The sequence below is a fragment of the Pseudomonas sp. JV241A genome, assembly GCF_900275665.1.
GTDB lineage: Bacteria > Pseudomonadota > Gammaproteobacteria > Pseudomonadales > Pseudomonadaceae > Aquipseudomonas > Aquipseudomonas wadenswilerensis.
Genome location: NZ_OPYO01000013.1, coordinates 292633 through 307789, shown reverse-complemented (window position 1 = coordinate 307789; position 15157 = coordinate 292633). Strand labels below are relative to the sequence as shown.

The window sequence follows — 15157 nt, the reverse complement described above, 5'->3', positions numbered from 1 at the left end:
TACGCAGCGCCGGTAAATCGGCGAATGATAAAGGAAGTTCGGAACCTGCGACACGTCCCGCCGGTCCAGTACATGGTCAGGTCCGCCAAACAGGGCTAACCTGACCGTTCAGCCAGGTCCGTGCCGTGCGGACTGTCACAGAGGCGGTGAACCGGCGACAGCAGGGAAGATTGCCGTTCACCGGCGCAGAAGGAGTTGGTAATGCCCTCGCTCGATAGCCTGAAAACCCTCAAGACCCTGACGGTCGATGATCGTCTCTACCACTATTACAGCCTACCCGACGCCGCCCTCAGCCTCGGCGACCTGCAGCGCCTGCCGATGTCGCTGAAAGTGCTGCTGGAAAACCTGCTGCGCTGGGAAGATGGCAAGACCGTCACCAGCGGCGACCTCTCGGCGCTGGCCAACTGGCTCAAAGAGCGGCGTTCCGACCGCGAGATCCAGTACCGCCCGGCACGGGTACTGATGCAGGACTTCACCGGCGTTCCGGCCGTCGTCGACCTGGCCGCCATGCGCGCGGCCATGGCCAAGGCCGGCGGCGACCCGCAGCGGATCAACCCGTTATCGCCGGTTGACCTGGTCATCGACCACTCGGTGATGGTCGACCGCTACGCCAGCCAACAGGCCTTTGCCCAGAACGTCGACATCGAAATGCAGCGCAACGGCGAACGCTATGCCTTCCTGCGCTGGGGCCAGAACGCCTTCGACAACTTCAGCGTGGTGCCGCCGGGCACTGGCATCTGCCACCAGGTCAACCTTGAGTACCTGGGCCGCACCGTCTGGACCCGTGAAGAAGACGGGCGCACCTACGCCTTCCCCGACACCCTGGTCGGCACCGACTCGCACACCACCATGATCAACGGCCTGGGCGTGCTGGGCTGGGGCGTGGGCGGCATCGAGGCCGAGGCGGCCATGCTCGGCCAACCGGTGTCGATGCTGATCCCTGAAGTGATCGGCTTCAAGCTGACCGGCAAGCTGCGTGAAGGCATCACCGCCACCGACCTGGTGCTGACCGTGACGCAGATGCTGCGCAAAAAAGGCGTGGTCGGCAAATTCGTCGAATTCTACGGCGACGGTCTGGCCGACCTGCCACTGGCGGACCGCGCCACCATCGCCAACATGGCACCGGAATACGGCGCCACCTGCGGCTTCTTCCCGGTCGACCAGATTACCCTCGATTACCTGCGCCTGTCCGGCCGCCCGGAAGCGACAGTTAAACTGGTCGAGGCCTACTGCAAGGCCCAGGGCCTGTGGCGCCTGCCCGGCCAGGAGCCGGTGTTTACCGACACCCTGGCGCTGGACATGAACGAAGTCGAAGCGAGCCTCGCCGGACCAAAGCGCCCGCAAGACCGGGTAGCCCTGTCTAATGTCAGCCAGGCCTTCGATGACTTCATCGGCCTGCAACTCAAGCCGTCGAGCAAGGAAGAAGGCCGCCTGGAAAGCGAAGGCGGTGGCGGCGTGGCAGTGGGCAATGCCGACCAGGCCGGCGAAGTCAGCTACGAATATCAGGGCCAGCAACACCTGCTCAGAAACGGCGCTGTCGTGATCGCCGCCATCACCTCCTGCACCAATACCTCCAACCCCAGCGTGATGATGGCTGCCGGGCTGGTGGCAAAAAAAGCGGTGGAAAAAGGCCTGCAGCGCAAACCCTGGGTCAAGAGCTCCCTGGCCCCCGGCTCCAAGGTGGTGACCGACTACTACAAGGCTGCCGGCCTGACCCAGTATCTGGATGCCCTGGGCTTCGACCTGGTCGGCTACGGCTGCACCACTTGTATCGGCAACTCCGGCCCGCTGGACGAAGCCATCGAAAAAGCCATCACCAGCGCCGACCTCACCGTCGCCTCGGTACTGTCGGGCAACCGCAACTTCGAGGGCCGCGTGCACCCGCTGGTGAAAACCAACTGGCTGGCCTCACCGCCACTGGTGGTCGCCTATGCCCTGGCCGGCAGCGTGCGCATCGATATCAGCCGCGAACCGCTGGGTATCGGCAAAGATGGCCAGCCGGTGTACCTGCGCGACATCTGGCCAAGCCAGCGGGAAATCGCCGACGCCGTGGCCAGCGTCGATACCGCGATGTTCCACAAGGAGTATGCCGAGGTGTTCGCCGGCGACGCCCAGTGGCAAGCCATCGAGGTACCGCAGGCGGCCACTTATGTATGGCAGGACGATTCCACCTACATCCAGCATCCGCCATTTTTCGACGACATTACCGGACCGCTGCCGGTGATCGAGGATGTCCACGGCGCCCGGGTGCTGGCGCTGCTGGGCGACTCGGTGACCACCGACCACATCTCCCCGGCCGGCAACATTAAGGCCGACAGCCCGGCCGGACGTTACCTGCGTGAAAAAGGCGTGGAACCCCGCGACTTCAACTCCTATGGCTCACGCCGCGGCAACCATGAAGTAATGATGCGCGGCACCTTCGCCAATATCCGCATCCGCAACGAAATGCTCGGCGGTGAAGAAGGCGGGAACACCCTGTATGTGCCCACGGGCGAGAAGCTGGCGATCTACGACGCGGCCATGCGCTACCAGGCCGACGGCACGCCACTGGTGGTGATTGCCGGCCAGGAGTACGGCACCGGTTCCAGCCGCGACTGGGCCGCCAAGGGCACCAACCTGCTGGGGGTCAAGGCGGTACTGGCCGAGAGCTTCGAACGTATCCACCGCTCCAACCTGGTTGGCATGGGCGTGCTGCCGCTGCAGTTCAAGCCCGGGCAGAACCGCAAGAGCCTGGCCCTGGACGGCCGCGAGCGTATCGATATCCTCGGCCTGAGCCATGCCCAGGTGCAGCCGCACATGACCCTGAACCTGAAAATCACCCGCGAGGATGGTCGCCAGGAACAGATCGAGGTCCTGTGCCGGATCGACACGCTCAATGAAGTGGAGTACTTCAAGGCGGGGGGTATCCTCCACTATGTGCTGCGGCAATTGATCGCAGCCTGAAGTGATGGCCCGGTCCCTGGTGACCGGGCCTTTGCCTTATGCAGCAGACAACGTAGGATAAGCAGTAATGGCCAAAGGATGGCCGAAAGGCGTGTCTCCGACCGCGGCAGCGCAGTCGAAGGGTTCACGTTGTGCTTTTCAAAGGATTTCTCATGCTTGCCCCGCAATGGATCGGCCTGGCGCTGCTCGGCCTCGGTTACATCTTCGCCCTGTTCAAAGGCAACCTCGGCCTGCTGGCCCTGCCCACCCTGATTGCCCTGCTTTGCGCCGGCTTGCTGGTACGCCGTGCCAGCCTGTGGCAAAAGCTGGTCGGCCATGCCCTGTTCGTGCTGCTGGCCATCGCCCTGGCCCTGCATATGCTGCCGGGCTTCAGCGGCGCCAAGGTCATCGACAAGGTGCGCTTTAGCAGCGACGCCCTACCCTTCTCCATGTACCTGAACCTCGACAAGCCGCTGATCGGCTTCTGGCTGCTGTTGGCCTGTCCTTGGGTACTGGCGCTGAAGAACAAGCGCCCATTCGCCAGCCTCGCCCTGACGTTGCCGTTGGTTATCGTGGTGTGCCTGGGCGGCGCCTGGCTGCTGGGAATGGTTGCCTGGGCGCCGAAGTGGCCAGAGCAGGGCTGGATCTGGGCCCTGAACAATCTGTTGCTGGTGTGCCTGACCGAAGAACTGCTGTTTCGCGGTTACATCCAGGGCGGCCTGCAACGCTTGCTGAAAAACCAGAACCTGGCCCTGCTGCTGGCCGCGACGCTGTTCGGCCTGGCCCACCTGGGTGGCGGCTGGCAATGGGTGCTGCTGGCCGGCCTTGCCGGTGTCGGCTATGGCCTGGCTTACCGATATGGCGGCCTTTTCGCTGCGCTACTGTGCCATTTCGGCCTGAACCTGGCGCACTTTGCCGGCTTCAGTTACCCGATGCTGGCACCGCTGTGAACATGCGGTCATTAGCTGACTTTTGTGTCAAAAACATGAAAGAATGCAGCTAATTTGTTGAACTTTGCACGAATGACTTAGCGCAGGTCAGATCAAGACTCCTTGATCGAAATCAAGCCCTGCAAATATTCATTCAACAAAACCCCCGGCGTGCCGATACCTTTCGAAAGCCTTGCGGATTGAACAGCTAATGCGTAACAACCAGCCGATTACCCAACGCGAACGGACTTTCCCAGCTCAGCAACGGTTGATTTCGACCACTGATGCCAAGGGCGTGATCACCTACTGCAACGACGCCTTCGTCGAGATCAGCGGCTTCTCCCGCGAGGAGCTGATGCGCGCGCCGCACAACCTGGTGCGTCACCCGGATGTGCCGCCGGCCGTGTTCGCGCACATGTGGACCACGCTCAAGCAAGGCCTGCCGTGGATGGGCATCGTCAAGAACCGCTGCAAGTCGGGTGATCATTACTGGGTCAACGCCTATGTCACGCCGGTGTTCGAGAAGAACCAGGTCGTGGGCTTCGAATCGGTGCGAGTCAAGCCGAGCGCCGAGCAAGTGCGTCGCGCCGAGGCCTTGTACCAGCGCATCAACCAGGGCAAACCGGCGATTCCGCACCGCGACAAGTGGCTGCCGGTAGTGCAGGACTGGCTGCCGTTCATTCTGGTCAGCCAGATCGGCTTTTTGATCGGCAACTGGCTGGGGCATTCCTGGGGCTTCGCCCTGGCCGCCGGCCTCTCGGTACCGCTCGGCCTGCTGGGCCTGAGCTGGCAGCAACGCGGCCTCAAGCGCCTGCTGCGCCTGGCCGAACAGACCACTTCCGACCCGCTGATCGCGCAGATGTATACCGACAGCCGCGGCGTGCAGGCGCGCCTGGAAATGGCCATGCTCAGCCAGGACGCGCGGATGAAGACCTGCCTGACCCGCCTGCAGGACACCGCCGAGCACCTCAACGAACAGGCACGCCAGTCCGACACCCTGGCCCACAACAGCTCCTCGGGCCTGGAGCGCCAGCGGGTGGAGACCGAGCAGGTCGCCGCCGCCGTCAACCAGATGGCCGCCACCACCCAGGAAGTGGCCAACCACGTGCAGCGCACTGCCGACGCCACCCAGGAAGCCAATCGCCTGACCGGGCGCGGCCGCGACATCGCCGGAGAAACCCGCGAGGCCATCCAGCGCCTGTCGGCTGCCGTCGGCGAGACCGGCCTGACCGTGACCCAGCTGGCCCGCGACAGCGACGAGATCGGTGGCGTGGTCGATGTGATCAAGGGCATTGCCGACCAGACCAACCTGCTGGCCTTGAACGCCGCCATCGAAGCGGCCCGAGCCGGCGAGATGGGCCGCGGCTTTGCCGTGGTGGCCGACGAGGTGCGCCAGCTGGCGCAACGCACCGCCGAGTCCACCGGGCAGATCCACGGCCTGATCGCCAAGCTGCAACAGACCGCCAACAGCGCCGTGCAGACCATGGAAACCGGTCACCGCCAGGCCGAAGAAGGCGTTGCGCGGGTAATGGAAGCCGACCAGGCCCTGGTAGGTATCAGCGAAGCTGTGGCCAATATCACCGACATGGCCACGCAAATTGCCGCTGCCACCGAGGAGCAGACTGCGGTTGCCGACGAAATCAGCCGCAACATCAGCACCATCGCCCAGCTGGCCGACCAGACCTCGGAACAGGCCCAGCATTCGGCGCTGCTCAGCGAAGAGCTGACCCGCACCGCTACCACCCAGTACTCGCTGGTGGAGCGCTTCAACCGCTAAGCCTCACCGCGCATCGCCACTGGCGGTGCGCGGCTCCCCGCCCTACCAGTCGAGCGTCAGCCGGCTTTCGAAGTAACGTTCTTCACCGCTCAATGGGTCGTTGAAACGCAGGCTCTGCGCCAACAGCTTCAACGGTTTGTTGTAGTCATCCTGCTCCTGGGCGATGTCCGGATAGAACGGATCATTGCAGATACTCGCGCCCAGGGCGGTCATGTGCACCCGCAGCTGGTGGGTTTTGCCAGTGACCGGCGAGAGACCGTAGCGCCACAGCTCGCCGTTCTTCTCCAGCACCTGGGCCAGGGTTTCGCTGTTGCTTACCCCTTCGACTTCCTGCATGCGAAAAAATGGCTCGCCGTTGACCAGGCGGCTCTTGTGCACCAGCGGAAACTCACGCTCGGGCAAGGCGCGTGCAATGGCCTGGTAGCGCTTGTCGATCTGCCGGTTGGGGAATAGCGACTGATAGGCCGAACGACTCTGGGGGTTGGCCGAGAACAGCACCAGCCCGGCAGTGTGCCGGTCAATGCGGTGCAAGGGCACCAGATTGGGATTGTCGAGGCGGCGGATCAGCCGGCGCAGCAAGGTCTGTTCGACGTACTCGCCGGTCGGGGTGACCGGCAGGAAATGCGGCTTGTCCGCCACCACCAGGTGCTCATCGATGTGCAGGATGGACTCTTCGACCGGGATCGGCTTTTCGTTTGGCACTTCGCGAAAATAATGGATGCGCAGACCCGGACGGTAGGCAAGCGTGGCGCTGATCGGCGCGCCCTGAGCGTCCAGCACCCGGCCACGGGCGATGCGATCGAGCCACTGCTCGCGGCCGATGGCCTTGAAGTGCTCGCTCAAGCAATCGACTACCGTCACCCAGTTGCCGGGCGGCAGGCACACGGTGCTGGCTTGATGCTGAGCCGGATCGAAGGGAGGCGTGGCCATGGGAACACTCTGGACAGATGGACCGGCCATTATCCCCCATGCTCGCCCGCTCAGCCAGCTTCGGCAGCCGCAGCCTCGGTAAACTCCTTGAGCCAGCGCAGCACCTCGACCGCCTCCCAGCGGCTGGGGTCGTAGAGGGCGTACAACAATCCCTGGTATCCGACCACATCCAGTGGCCGGTGGTAGCCGGCGCGCTGGAACAGGGCTTCGATCTCGGCGAAACAGGTGTTGAAGTGCACTTTATTGAACGGCGTCTTGCCTTCCAGCACCAGGCCGTCAAGGCGCAACTCGAGCACCGCTTCACTCACGACCTCGACAGCCATGCGATTGACGGAGTATTTCAGTTGTTCGACATTGACCATTGATCCGGACCCTCGACGCAAGCGTCATCCCTGTACTGTATTTATATACAGCATATTCAGAGATGTCGTCTGCGTCAATCAGACTGCAGCTGTCAGACCAGACCTGGGAGATAGCCGGACCCTTTGCGCACCGTGAGCAATTGACGGCGCGGCCGGCCCGCAGCAAGGCTCAGGTGCACCCATTGGTCGTACTCGAGAATCAACTGGTCGAACTGCAGGTTGCTGTCGGCCACCCGTCGCGCCAGCGCTGCCGGCGTCAGCCCGGGCACATTGAAGTCAGCTGCCAGCCCTTCGGTATGCGCACTGGCGGCGGAGCCGCCAATCACCGCGTTGAGTTCGACCGAGCGAAAGCCGCTGCTGACCAGCACCGGCGCGCCCACCAGCTCGCGGACCTGTTCGAGCGTCGCGCAGAGGCGGCGCAGGTTGTCCAGGGCGCGGCTGTCGGGCTGGTTATCGATGTCCTGGCGTGCTGCGGTCTCCGAGAGGGTCATTTCCTCGAGGGTGAAGTGTTCGGTCAGGTACATGGTGCCGCTCCTTGGCGAGGTAAGAGAAGCCAAGGATTGTCCACATCAGCACAGCGTTGCGCACGACGGGAAAGATACCCGCCAAGACCGAACCATCACCCCAGGAAGGTCACGACCTGCTCGGCATCGAAGGGCCAGCGCAGCTCGGCCCCGGTATCGCAACGGCGCAACACCGGAATGAGCAGGCCATAGGTGTCGATCATCCCCTCGTGCTCGGCGATATCGACCAGTTCGACCAACAGGCCATGGTCGACAAACGGCATCAGCAGCGCCTCGGCCACTTCGCACAGGTGACAGCCCAGGGTGCCGAACAATTGGCATTCAGGTGGCATTTATGGGTACCAGCAACTGTAGGAACGGATCATTATTCTAGGTCTGCAATCGGGGCCAGTCGAGCGCCGCCCCTGAAACCGGCCAATGACATTGAAGTGCTGATGCACATCAACGGCCAAATGGCGTAAGTCGTTCAGACTTAATGGTTTTTTCGCTGTTTTCGCAAGGGAGTGTTTTGTGTTTGCCAACCTGTTGATCATCCTGGCCTCATCGCTGGTCGTCATCGCGTTCTTCCGGCGCCTGAAGTTGCCGCCGGTACTTGGCTATTTGTGTGTCGGCCTGTTCGTCGGCCCTACCGCCCTGGACTGGGTCAACGAAAGTGAAGAGCTGCCGGACCTGGCTGAAATGGGCGTGGTCTTTTTGCTGTTTTCCCTGGGACTGGAATTTTCCCTGTCGAAAATGCTCGCCTTGCGCAAGGTGGTGTTTGGCCTCGGCAGCCTGCAGGTGATCTGCACCAGCCTGCTCCTCGCCGGACTGCTGGTTCTGCTCGGCATGCAACCCAACGTGGCCTTGATGCTGGGCGCGGGCCTGGCGCTGTCGTCGACGGCGATCGTCAGCAAGGAGCTGACCAGCCTCGGCGAGATTTTCAGCAGTCATGGTCAGAATGCCATCGGCGTGCTGCTGTTCCAGGACGTGGTGGCAGTGTTGCTGCTGACCCTGGTACCGGTGTTTGCCGGCCAGGGCGGCCAGGCCTGGTACTGGGCTTTGCCGCTGACCCTGGGCAAGACCGTGATCCTCTTCTTCGGCCTGCTGCTGGCCAGCCGCTGGCTGCTGCCGCGGCTGTTCCATGAGGTGGCCAGCTCGCATTCGGCCGAGCTGTTCGTCCTGCTGGCCCTGGTGATCGTGCTGTTGACCGCCTGGTTGACCCACCTGCTGGGCCTGTCGCCGGCCCTGGGCGCGTTCCTCGCCGGCATGTTGCTGGGAGAAAGCAATTACCGCCATCAGATCGAAGCCGATATCCGCCCATTCCGGGACATTTTGCTCGGGCTGTTCTTCGTCAGTATCGGCATGCTCATCGACCTGCAGCTGTTCGCCACCCATGGCTGGCAGCTCCTTGCCCTGACCCTCGCCCTGCTGCTGATCAAAGGCTCTGTGGTGGCCGCACTGGTGCGCTTGCGCGGCAGTGATGCCGAGACCGCCTGGCGCAGCGGCCTGGCCCTGGCCCAGGGCGGCGAGTTCTGTTTCGCCCTGATGGCGCAGATGCAACAGACCCGCCTGCTGCCCGAGGAACTCGGTCACCTGCTGCTGGCCGCGACCTTCTGCTCGATGCTGGTCACCCCGCTGCTGCTGCGGGCCGCTCCGACAATCGCCGCCCGCCTGCACCGCAAGCCCAACCAGGAGGTTCATCTGGAAGAGATCGAAGCACAAAGCGCCGCGATGAACGGCCACGTGCTGATCTGCGGCTACGGCCGCGTCGGCCAGTCGATCGGGCGCTTCCTGCGCCGCGAGGACATCCCCTTCATTGCCCTGGATGACGACCCGGTGCGGGTCCAGGAAGCCGCCGCCGGAGAAAACTGCGTGCACTACGGCGACTCACGCCGCGGCGAACTGCTCACCGCCATCGGCCTTGAGCGCGCGCGCTTGCTGGTGATTGCGGTAGACAAGACCGACATCGCCCTGAGCGTGTTGAAAGCCGCCCGCGAGCGTCATGCCCAGGTGCAGATCCTGGTACGCACCCGCGACGACAGCCAGCGCGACGAATTGCGTGCCGCTGGCGCCACTGCCGTGGTCCCGGAACTGCTGGAGTCGAGCCTGATGCTGGCCTCCCATGCCCTGGTGATGCTCGGCCTGCCACAGGATCAGGTGCAGCAACGGGTAGATGAAGTGCGCAAGACCCGCTACCGGCTGCTGCATGCCTTCTACCATGGCGCCCAGACCAGCCCGGTCGACAGCGAGGGCCTGCCCAAGGCGATGATGCACGCGGTCAACCTCGGCGCCGAAGCCTATGCCTGCGGCCGAACCCTGAGCGATCTGGGCCTGGAACAATTGGGTGTTGAACTGCAGGCCGTGCATCGCCAGGGCGAGGAGCTGAATGTAGACACCGGCACCTGTCTGCACGCGGGCGATGCTGTGCTGGTCAGCGGCCCGCTGAGCGCCGTGGAAGCCTGCGAGGCGCGCTTGCTCGCAGGGCGCTGAACCGTCAGTCCTGGCTGGTGGCGCCGATCTTGTGAATCGACAGGTCGGCGCCGTAGTACTCTTGCTCCTGGCTCAGGCGCAGGCCATGCAACAGCTTGATGCTGCCATACACGGCAAAGCCGCCGAGCAAGGCCACCAGCACCCCGGCCAGGCTGCCGATCAACTGGCTGATCAGGCTGACCCCACCCAGGCCGCCCAAGGCGCTCTGGCCGAAGATCCCGCAGGCAATCCCGCCCCACACTCCGCACAGGCCATGCAGCGGCCACACGCCCAACACGTCATCGATCTTCCAGGTGTTCTGCGCGGCAATAAAGCACCAGACAAACAAGGCTCCGGCAATCGCCCCGGTGGCCAGCGCGCCCACCGGGTGCATCAGGTCAGAACCTGCGCACACCGCCACCAGCCCGGCCAGCGGGCCGTTGTGCAGGAAGCCCGGGTCGTTGCGCCCGACCAGCAAGGCCGCCACGGTGCCGCCGACCATGGCCATCAAGGAGTTGACTGCCACCAGGCCACTGACCCCTTGCAGGGTTTGCGCGCTCATGACGTTGAAGCCGAACCAGCCGACGATCAGAATCCACGACCCCAGGGCCAGGAACGGAATGTTCGACGGCGCAAAAGCCACCAGCTTGCCGTCGCGGTAACGGCCGTTGCGCGGTCCCAGCAGCAATACTGCCGCCAGCGCCAGCCAGCCCCCCATGGCATGCACCACGACGGAGCCGGCAAAGTCATGAAAACCCGCGCCAAAACGCTCCGCCAGCCAGACCTGCATGCCAAAGTTGCCATTCCAGACGATACCTTCGAAAAACGGATAGACGAAGGCGACGATCAGCACCGTGGCGCACAATTGCGGGGCGAAGCGTGCACGCTCGGCGATGCCGCCGGAGATGATCGCCGGGATCGCCGCGGCAAAGGTCAGCAGGAAGAAGAACTTCACCAGGCTGTAGCCATGCTCCTGGCTCAACACCTGTGCCGGCTGCAGAAAACTGACACCGTAGGAAATCCAGTAGCCGATAAAGAAATAGGCCAGGGTCGACACGGCAAAATCGCTGAGAATCTTCGACAAGGCGTTGACCTGGTTCTTGTGCCGCACGGTGCCCACCTCAAGGAAGGCAAAACCTGCGTGCATGGCCAGAACCATCACCGCACCGAGCAGAATGAACAGCGTGTTGGAGCCGTGGACCAGGGTGTCCACTGCGCTTTGCAAATTTTCCATGGAGTAGGCAGGCCTGCAAAAAAGCACCAAGACAGCTCAAAAACACTCCTTCGTGCACCAGTCTGGATCGTCGTTGCGGCCACCTCCCTGGCCGATCCGGGTAGTACGGGAGTTTTTCCTTGGGTTTGTCGTGGATTGGGTTAAGGTTTACAGGTCCGGTATTCGCCCGCGCCCACAATCGGCGCAGGCACCGGCCCCGGCGCACCACGGCAAAGCAAAAGCTGTACCAGCAAATTGCACTTGAACCTTCGCCCGCGCCCACGACTCGAAATAGCCACACACACTGTTAGGGAGAGCCCCATGGCCAGCAAATCGGCAAAGACTGCTCAAGACATATTGATGGCTGACTTCCAGACCCTGGTACGCGATACCGAGAAGCTGCTGGAGCACACTGCAACCCTGGCTGGCGATCAGGCCGACGACCTGCGCGAACAGATCCATGACAGCCTGCTGCGCGCCCGGGAAACCCTGCAACTGACCCAGGATTCGGTCCGCGAACGCGGCCAGGCGGCCCTGAGCGCAACCGAAGACTACGTACAAAGCAACCCCTGGCAGTCGATCGGCATTGCCGCCGGCGTTGGCTTTCTGATCGGCCTCTTGGCCACCCGCCGCTGAGGACCGAGCATGGAAAGCGAACCACTCGCCGGTGCCGGTCCCTCCAGCAAGCGTCTCGGCGCTGCAGTGCTGGGCCTGCTGCATGGCCATGTCGAACTGTTCGGCATCGAACTGCAGGAGCAGAAAGCGCGGACCCTCAGCTTGCTGCTGTTCGCCGGGCTGGCCCTGGTATTTGCCCTGCTGTTGCTGACCGCCCTCTCCGGCCTGGTGCTGGTGATGCTCTGGGACAGTTATCGCCTGGCCGGCATCATTGGCCTGTGCGTGTTCTACGGGCTGGCGGCGCTGTTTTGCGGCCTGCGTCTGAAGGCGGCGGTGTTCGATGAATCGTCACCCTTCAGCTCGACCCTCGAAGAACTTGCCAAGGACCGGGAGCGCCTGTTGCCATGAGCCTGCCTGAACTACCGCAAACCACCAATCGCCGGGAACTGCGCAAGGCCTTGGTGCGCCTGCGCCTGGAGATGCACCGCCAGGAAATTCGCCATGAGTCCGGGCAACTGCTCAACCCCCTCACCCGTTTGCGCTCCATGGGCGACTCACTGCAAGGCGGCCTGGGCATCAAGCACGCGCCGCTGTGGGGCATTGGTGCCGTGGTGCTGCTGGGTTTCCTGACCGGCAAAGGCGCCCGCAGCGGCAGCGTCAGCCGCCTGGTGCGCCTGGGGACCAGCTTGATTCCGTTGTTGAAGCTGGCCATGCAAGGGGCTGGTAGCAAGCGTTAAGTGCAGCGCCTGAACTACGACCGCTGCGCGCTCGATCGCGGGTCAAGCCCGCTCCCACAGATCTGCGCGCTTAGCAAGAGCGAAGCGAATTGTGCTCTTGATCTGCTTTTGATCTTGATCCACCGGCCCCGTTAACCAGAAGGGCCGAGTGGAGGTGTTGCGAAGGGGCTAGTGCGCAGCACCTTCGGCGTTAGCCGAAGTTGCGAAACGTAGAGTTGCTTGCAACTCGTAGTTCGCAATGCCCCGTAGCGACACCGGAACGAGGGGACCCGAAGCGCAGCGTAGGGCCCCTGGTGGGGCAAGAATTTTTGCTTACTTTTTTTCGACTGAAAAAAGTAAGCCGCCGTAAAGGCGGAAGGGGCCCGCAACGCCCATACAGCAAACGGATAAGCTCACAAAGCCACTTGCACCCCCCGACCCAAACCACGAAGCTACCCCCCTGCCCCCCGCACCGGAGAAATGGCCTTGGATTGGCACACCCTGCTCACCCGCGAACGCCTCGGCAAACCCCTGCACAGCCCGGAAGAACTCGGCCGCAGCCCGTTCCACAAAGACCACGACCGGATCATCTTCTCCGGCGCCTTCCGCCGCCTGGGGCGCAAGACCCAGGTGCACCCGGTGTCGAGCAACGACCACATCCACACCCGCCTGACCCACTCCCTGGAAGTCAGCTGCGTCGGCCGCTCACTGGGCATGCGCGTCGGCGAAACCCTGCGCGCCAGCCTGCCGCAGTGGTGCGAACCCAGCGACCTGGGCATGGTCGTGCAGTCAGCGTGCCTGGCTCATGACATCGGCAACCCACCCTTCGGCCACTCCGGCGAGGATGCCATACGCCACTGGTTCCAACAGGCCGCCGGGCGCGGCTGGCTGGATGCGATGAGCGCCGCCGAACGCGGCGATTTTCTCAACTTCGAAGGTAACGCCCAGGGCTTTCGCGTCCTCACCCAACTGGAATACCACCAGTTCGACGGCGGCACGCGGCTGACTTACGCCACGCTGGGTACTTACCTCAAATACCCCTGGACTGCACGTCACGCCGACGCCCTGGGGTACAAGAAACACAAATTTGGCTGCTACCAGAGCGAACTGCCGTTGCTCGAACAGATCGCCCGCAAGCTCGGCCTGCCGCAACTGGAAGAGCAACGCTGGGCCCGTCACCCGTTGGTGTACCTGATGGAGGCGGCCGATGACATCTGCTACGCCCTGATCGACCTTGAAGACGGCCTGGAAATGGACCTGCTCGACTACGCCGAGGTCGAGTCGCTGCTGCTGAGCCTGGTGGGTGACGACCTGCCGGAAACCTACCGCCAGTTGGGCCCGGACGATTCGCGCCGGCGCAAACTGGCGATCCTGCGCGGCAAGGCCATTGAGCACCTGACCAATGCCGCGGCGCGCGCTTTCGTCGAACAACAGGACGCGTTGCTGGCAGGCACACTCAACGGTGACCTGGTCGAGCATATGCACGGCCCGGCCAAACGCTGTGTGCTGCAGGCCAAAGACATCGCACGCAAGAAGATTTTCCAGGACAAGCGCAAGACCCTGCATGAAATCGGCGCCTACACGACCCTGGAGATCCTGCTCAATTCGTTCTGTGGCGCCGCCCTGGAGCAACATGGCGGGCGTACACCCTCGTTCAAGAGCCGGCGGATTCTCGACCTGTTGGGCAAGAACGCGCCGAGCCCGGATGCCTCTCTACACACCTCGTTCCTGCGCATGATCGATTTCATTGCCGGGATGACCGACAGTTATGCCAGTGAAATGGCCCGTGAAATGACCGGCCGCTCGAGCCCGAGCTGATCAACCGCCTGTACTGCCCGGCAACCGGGCAGTACAGGAAATTACTGACACACTTGAAACAAATATAAACAACCCGAAACTTTCGCAACATAACCTTACCATCTATAGCATTGACACCCCTATCTAGCAGAAGCCTCTGTAATCCTATATTTCAAAGTTAGTAGGACTTTTCCTATATATCAATTAACTCACCTCAAGTTCATGTGCGACCTGTTCTTTCTGCGCTAAGGTGCCCCTACCCCTCTGGCACTTTTATGGAAAGTTCAACATGTATTCTGTCTTCATCGTCGACGATCACCCGGTCATCCGCCTGGCGGTGCGCATGCTTCTGGAGAATGAAGGCTATCGAGTGGTCGGTGAATCGGACAACGGCGTAGACGCCATGCAGATGGTCCGCGAATGCCTGCCGGACTTGATCATCCTCGACATCAGCATTCCGCGGCTGGACGGCCTGGAAGTGCTCTCGCGTTTCCATGCCATGGGCATCCCGCTGAAAATCCTGATACTGACCGCACAATCGCCAGCGCTTTTTGCCATTCGTTGCATGCATTCCGGCGCAGCAGGCTATGTGTGCAAACAGGAAGACCTCAGCGAGTTGCTTAGTGCGATAAAAGCGGTGTTATCGGGTTATAACTATTTCCCCAGCCAGGCCATCAATCCGGTACGCAAACACGATGATTCAGCCTCGGACCTGGATCTGTTCAAACAGGTCAATGATCGTGAGCTGATGGTACTGCAACTTTTTGCCCAAGGCAGAAGTAACAAGGAAATTGCCCAGGGCATGTTCCTCAGCAACAAGACGGTCAGCACCTACAAGAAACGACTGATGCAAAAGCTCAAAGCCAGTTCTCTGGTTGAACTGATTGAAATGGCGAAACGCAATGCCCTGGTTTGAGAGCGCCC

At 62.4% G+C, this 15157-nt stretch carries 14 protein-coding genes; 9 read left to right on the top strand and 5 right to left on the bottom strand.

The genetic code is table 11. The features are described from left to right. The first annotated feature begins 201 nt into the window (after nt 1-201). From acnA to JV241A_RS08060, 3 genes are all read left to right on the top strand, one after another. A complete protein-coding gene (acnA, locus tag JV241A_RS08070; protein ID WP_134061893.1) occupies nt 202-2943 on the top strand; it encodes an aconitate hydratase AcnA in 2742 nt (913 codons plus the stop codon). Nucleotides 2944-3095: 152 nt separating this feature from the next. Beyond that, on the top strand, nt 3096-3872 hold the full coding sequence (locus JV241A_RS08065; protein WP_115086056.1) for a CPBP family intramembrane glutamic endopeptidase: 777 nt from the start codon (nt 3096-3098) through the stop codon (nt 3870-3872). Nucleotides 3873-4062: 190 nt separating this feature from the next. Continuing rightward, the gene (locus JV241A_RS08060; RefSeq protein WP_115086055.1) at nt 4063-5628 is read left to right on the top strand and encodes a PAS domain-containing methyl-accepting chemotaxis protein; all 1566 of its coding nucleotides are present in this window, start codon (nt 4063-4065) and stop codon (nt 5626-5628) included. A 42-nt stretch (nt 5629-5670) separates the two neighbouring features. Here JV241A_RS08060 and JV241A_RS08055 read toward each other — a convergent pair whose 3' ends face one another. The 4 genes from JV241A_RS08055 to JV241A_RS08040 form a co-directional block, all read right to left on the bottom strand. Next, entirely contained in the window at nt 5671-6558 is an 888-nt protein-coding gene (locus JV241A_RS08055; RefSeq protein ID WP_115086054.1) for a pseudouridine synthase, read from the bottom strand. A 50-nt stretch (nt 6559-6608) separates the two neighbouring features. Beyond that, nucleotides 6609-6920, bottom strand: a complete 312-nt coding sequence (locus JV241A_RS08050) for a transcriptional regulator (protein ID WP_115086053.1) — start codon at nt 6918-6920, stop codon at nt 6609-6611. A gap of 92 nt (nt 6921-7012) precedes the next feature. Then, nucleotides 7013-7444 carry a D-Ala-D-Ala carboxypeptidase family metallohydrolase gene (locus JV241A_RS08045; protein ID WP_134061891.1) on the bottom strand — a complete coding sequence of 144 codons (432 nt, stop codon included), beginning with the start codon at nt 7442-7444 and terminating at the stop codon, nt 7013-7015. Nucleotides 7445-7539: 95 nt separating this feature from the next. After that, complete coding sequence (locus tag JV241A_RS08040; RefSeq protein ID WP_134061889.1) at nt 7540-7776, bottom strand: glutaredoxin family protein; 237 nt, start codon at nt 7774-7776, stop codon at nt 7540-7542. A 178-nt stretch (nt 7777-7954) separates the two neighbouring features. Here JV241A_RS08040 and JV241A_RS08035 point away from each other — a divergent pair, with 178 nt between their 5' ends. Next, nucleotides 7955-9913, top strand: a complete 1959-nt coding sequence (locus JV241A_RS08035) for a monovalent cation:proton antiporter family protein (protein WP_115086051.1) — start codon at nt 7955-7957, stop codon at nt 9911-9913. Between the two features lie 4 nt (nt 9914-9917). On the opposite strand, the gene JV241A_RS08030 is transcribed toward JV241A_RS08035, so the two are convergent. Beyond that, nucleotides 9918-11126: an ammonium transporter gene (locus tag JV241A_RS08030; RefSeq protein WP_115086050.1), complete on the bottom strand. Its 1209-nt coding sequence runs from the start codon at nt 11124-11126 to the stop codon at nt 9918-9920. Between the two features lie 300 nt (nt 11127-11426). Between JV241A_RS08030 and JV241A_RS08025 the strand changes: the two genes are divergently transcribed. The 5 genes from JV241A_RS08025 to JV241A_RS08005 all read left to right on the top strand — a co-directional run bounded on the left by JV241A_RS08025 (nt 11427) and on the right by JV241A_RS08005 (nt 15149). Then, a complete protein-coding gene (locus JV241A_RS08025) occupies nt 11427-11741 on the top strand; it encodes a YqjD family protein (RefSeq protein WP_134061888.1) in 315 nt (104 codons plus the stop codon). 9 nt (nt 11742-11750) lie between these two features. Further along, nucleotides 11751-12128, top strand: a complete 378-nt coding sequence (locus tag JV241A_RS08020; RefSeq protein WP_115086048.1) for a phage holin family protein — start codon at nt 11751-11753, stop codon at nt 12126-12128. After that, nucleotides 12125-12457: a hypothetical protein gene (locus JV241A_RS08015; RefSeq protein ID WP_115086047.1), complete on the top strand. Its 333-nt coding sequence runs from the start codon at nt 12125-12127 to the stop codon at nt 12455-12457. Before JV241A_RS08020 ends, JV241A_RS08015 begins: the two co-directional genes overlap by 4 nt. A gap of 465 nt (nt 12458-12922) precedes the next feature. Beyond that, nucleotides 12923-14254 (top strand): deoxyguanosinetriphosphate triphosphohydrolase, encoded by a 1332-nt coding sequence (locus tag JV241A_RS08010; RefSeq protein ID WP_115086347.1) that lies wholly within the window; start codon nt 12923-12925, stop codon nt 14252-14254. 268 nt (nt 14255-14522) lie between these two features. Continuing rightward, nucleotides 14523-15149, top strand: a complete 627-nt coding sequence (locus JV241A_RS08005; RefSeq protein ID WP_115086046.1) for a response regulator transcription factor — start codon at nt 14523-14525, stop codon at nt 15147-15149. Nucleotides 15150-15157: the final 8 nt, after the last annotated feature.

Bases quoted from the DNA above. Each gene is read 5' to 3' on its own strand.
- JV241A_RS08015 (WP_115086047.1), top strand. From the start codon at position 12,125: ATGAGCCTGCCTGAACTACCGCAAACCACCAATCGCCGGGAACTGCGC.
- JV241A_RS08005 (WP_115086046.1), top strand. From the start codon at position 14,523: ATGTATTCTGTCTTCATCGTCGACGATCACCCGGTCATCCGCCTGGCG.
- JV241A_RS08020 (WP_115086048.1), top strand. From the start codon at position 11,751: ATGGAAAGCGAACCACTCGCCGGTGCCGGTCCCTCCAGCAAGCGTCTC.
- JV241A_RS08045 (WP_134061891.1), bottom strand. From the start codon at position 7,444: ATGTACCTGACCGAACACTTCACCCTCGAGGAAATGACCCTCTCGGAG.
- JV241A_RS08050 (WP_115086053.1), bottom strand. From the start codon at position 6,920: ATGGTCAATGTCGAACAACTGAAATACTCCGTCAATCGCATGGCTGTC.
- JV241A_RS08060 (WP_115086055.1), top strand. From the start codon at position 4,063: ATGCGTAACAACCAGCCGATTACCCAACGCGAACGGACTTTCCCAGCT.
- acnA (WP_134061893.1), top strand. From the start codon at position 202: ATGCCCTCGCTCGATAGCCTGAAAACCCTCAAGACCCTGACGGTCGAT.
- JV241A_RS08040 (WP_134061889.1), bottom strand. From the start codon at position 7,776: ATGCCACCTGAATGCCAATTGTTCGGCACCCTGGGCTGTCACCTGTGC.
- JV241A_RS08030 (WP_115086050.1), bottom strand. From the start codon at position 11,126: ATGGAAAATTTGCAAAGCGCAGTGGACACCCTGGTCCACGGCTCCAAC.
- JV241A_RS08025 (WP_134061888.1), top strand. From the start codon at position 11,427: ATGGCCAGCAAATCGGCAAAGACTGCTCAAGACATATTGATGGCTGAC.
- JV241A_RS08065 (WP_115086056.1), top strand. From the start codon at position 3,096: ATGCTTGCCCCGCAATGGATCGGCCTGGCGCTGCTCGGCCTCGGTTAC.
- JV241A_RS08055 (WP_115086054.1), bottom strand. From the start codon at position 6,558: ATGGCCACGCCTCCCTTCGATCCGGCTCAGCATCAAGCCAGCACCGTG.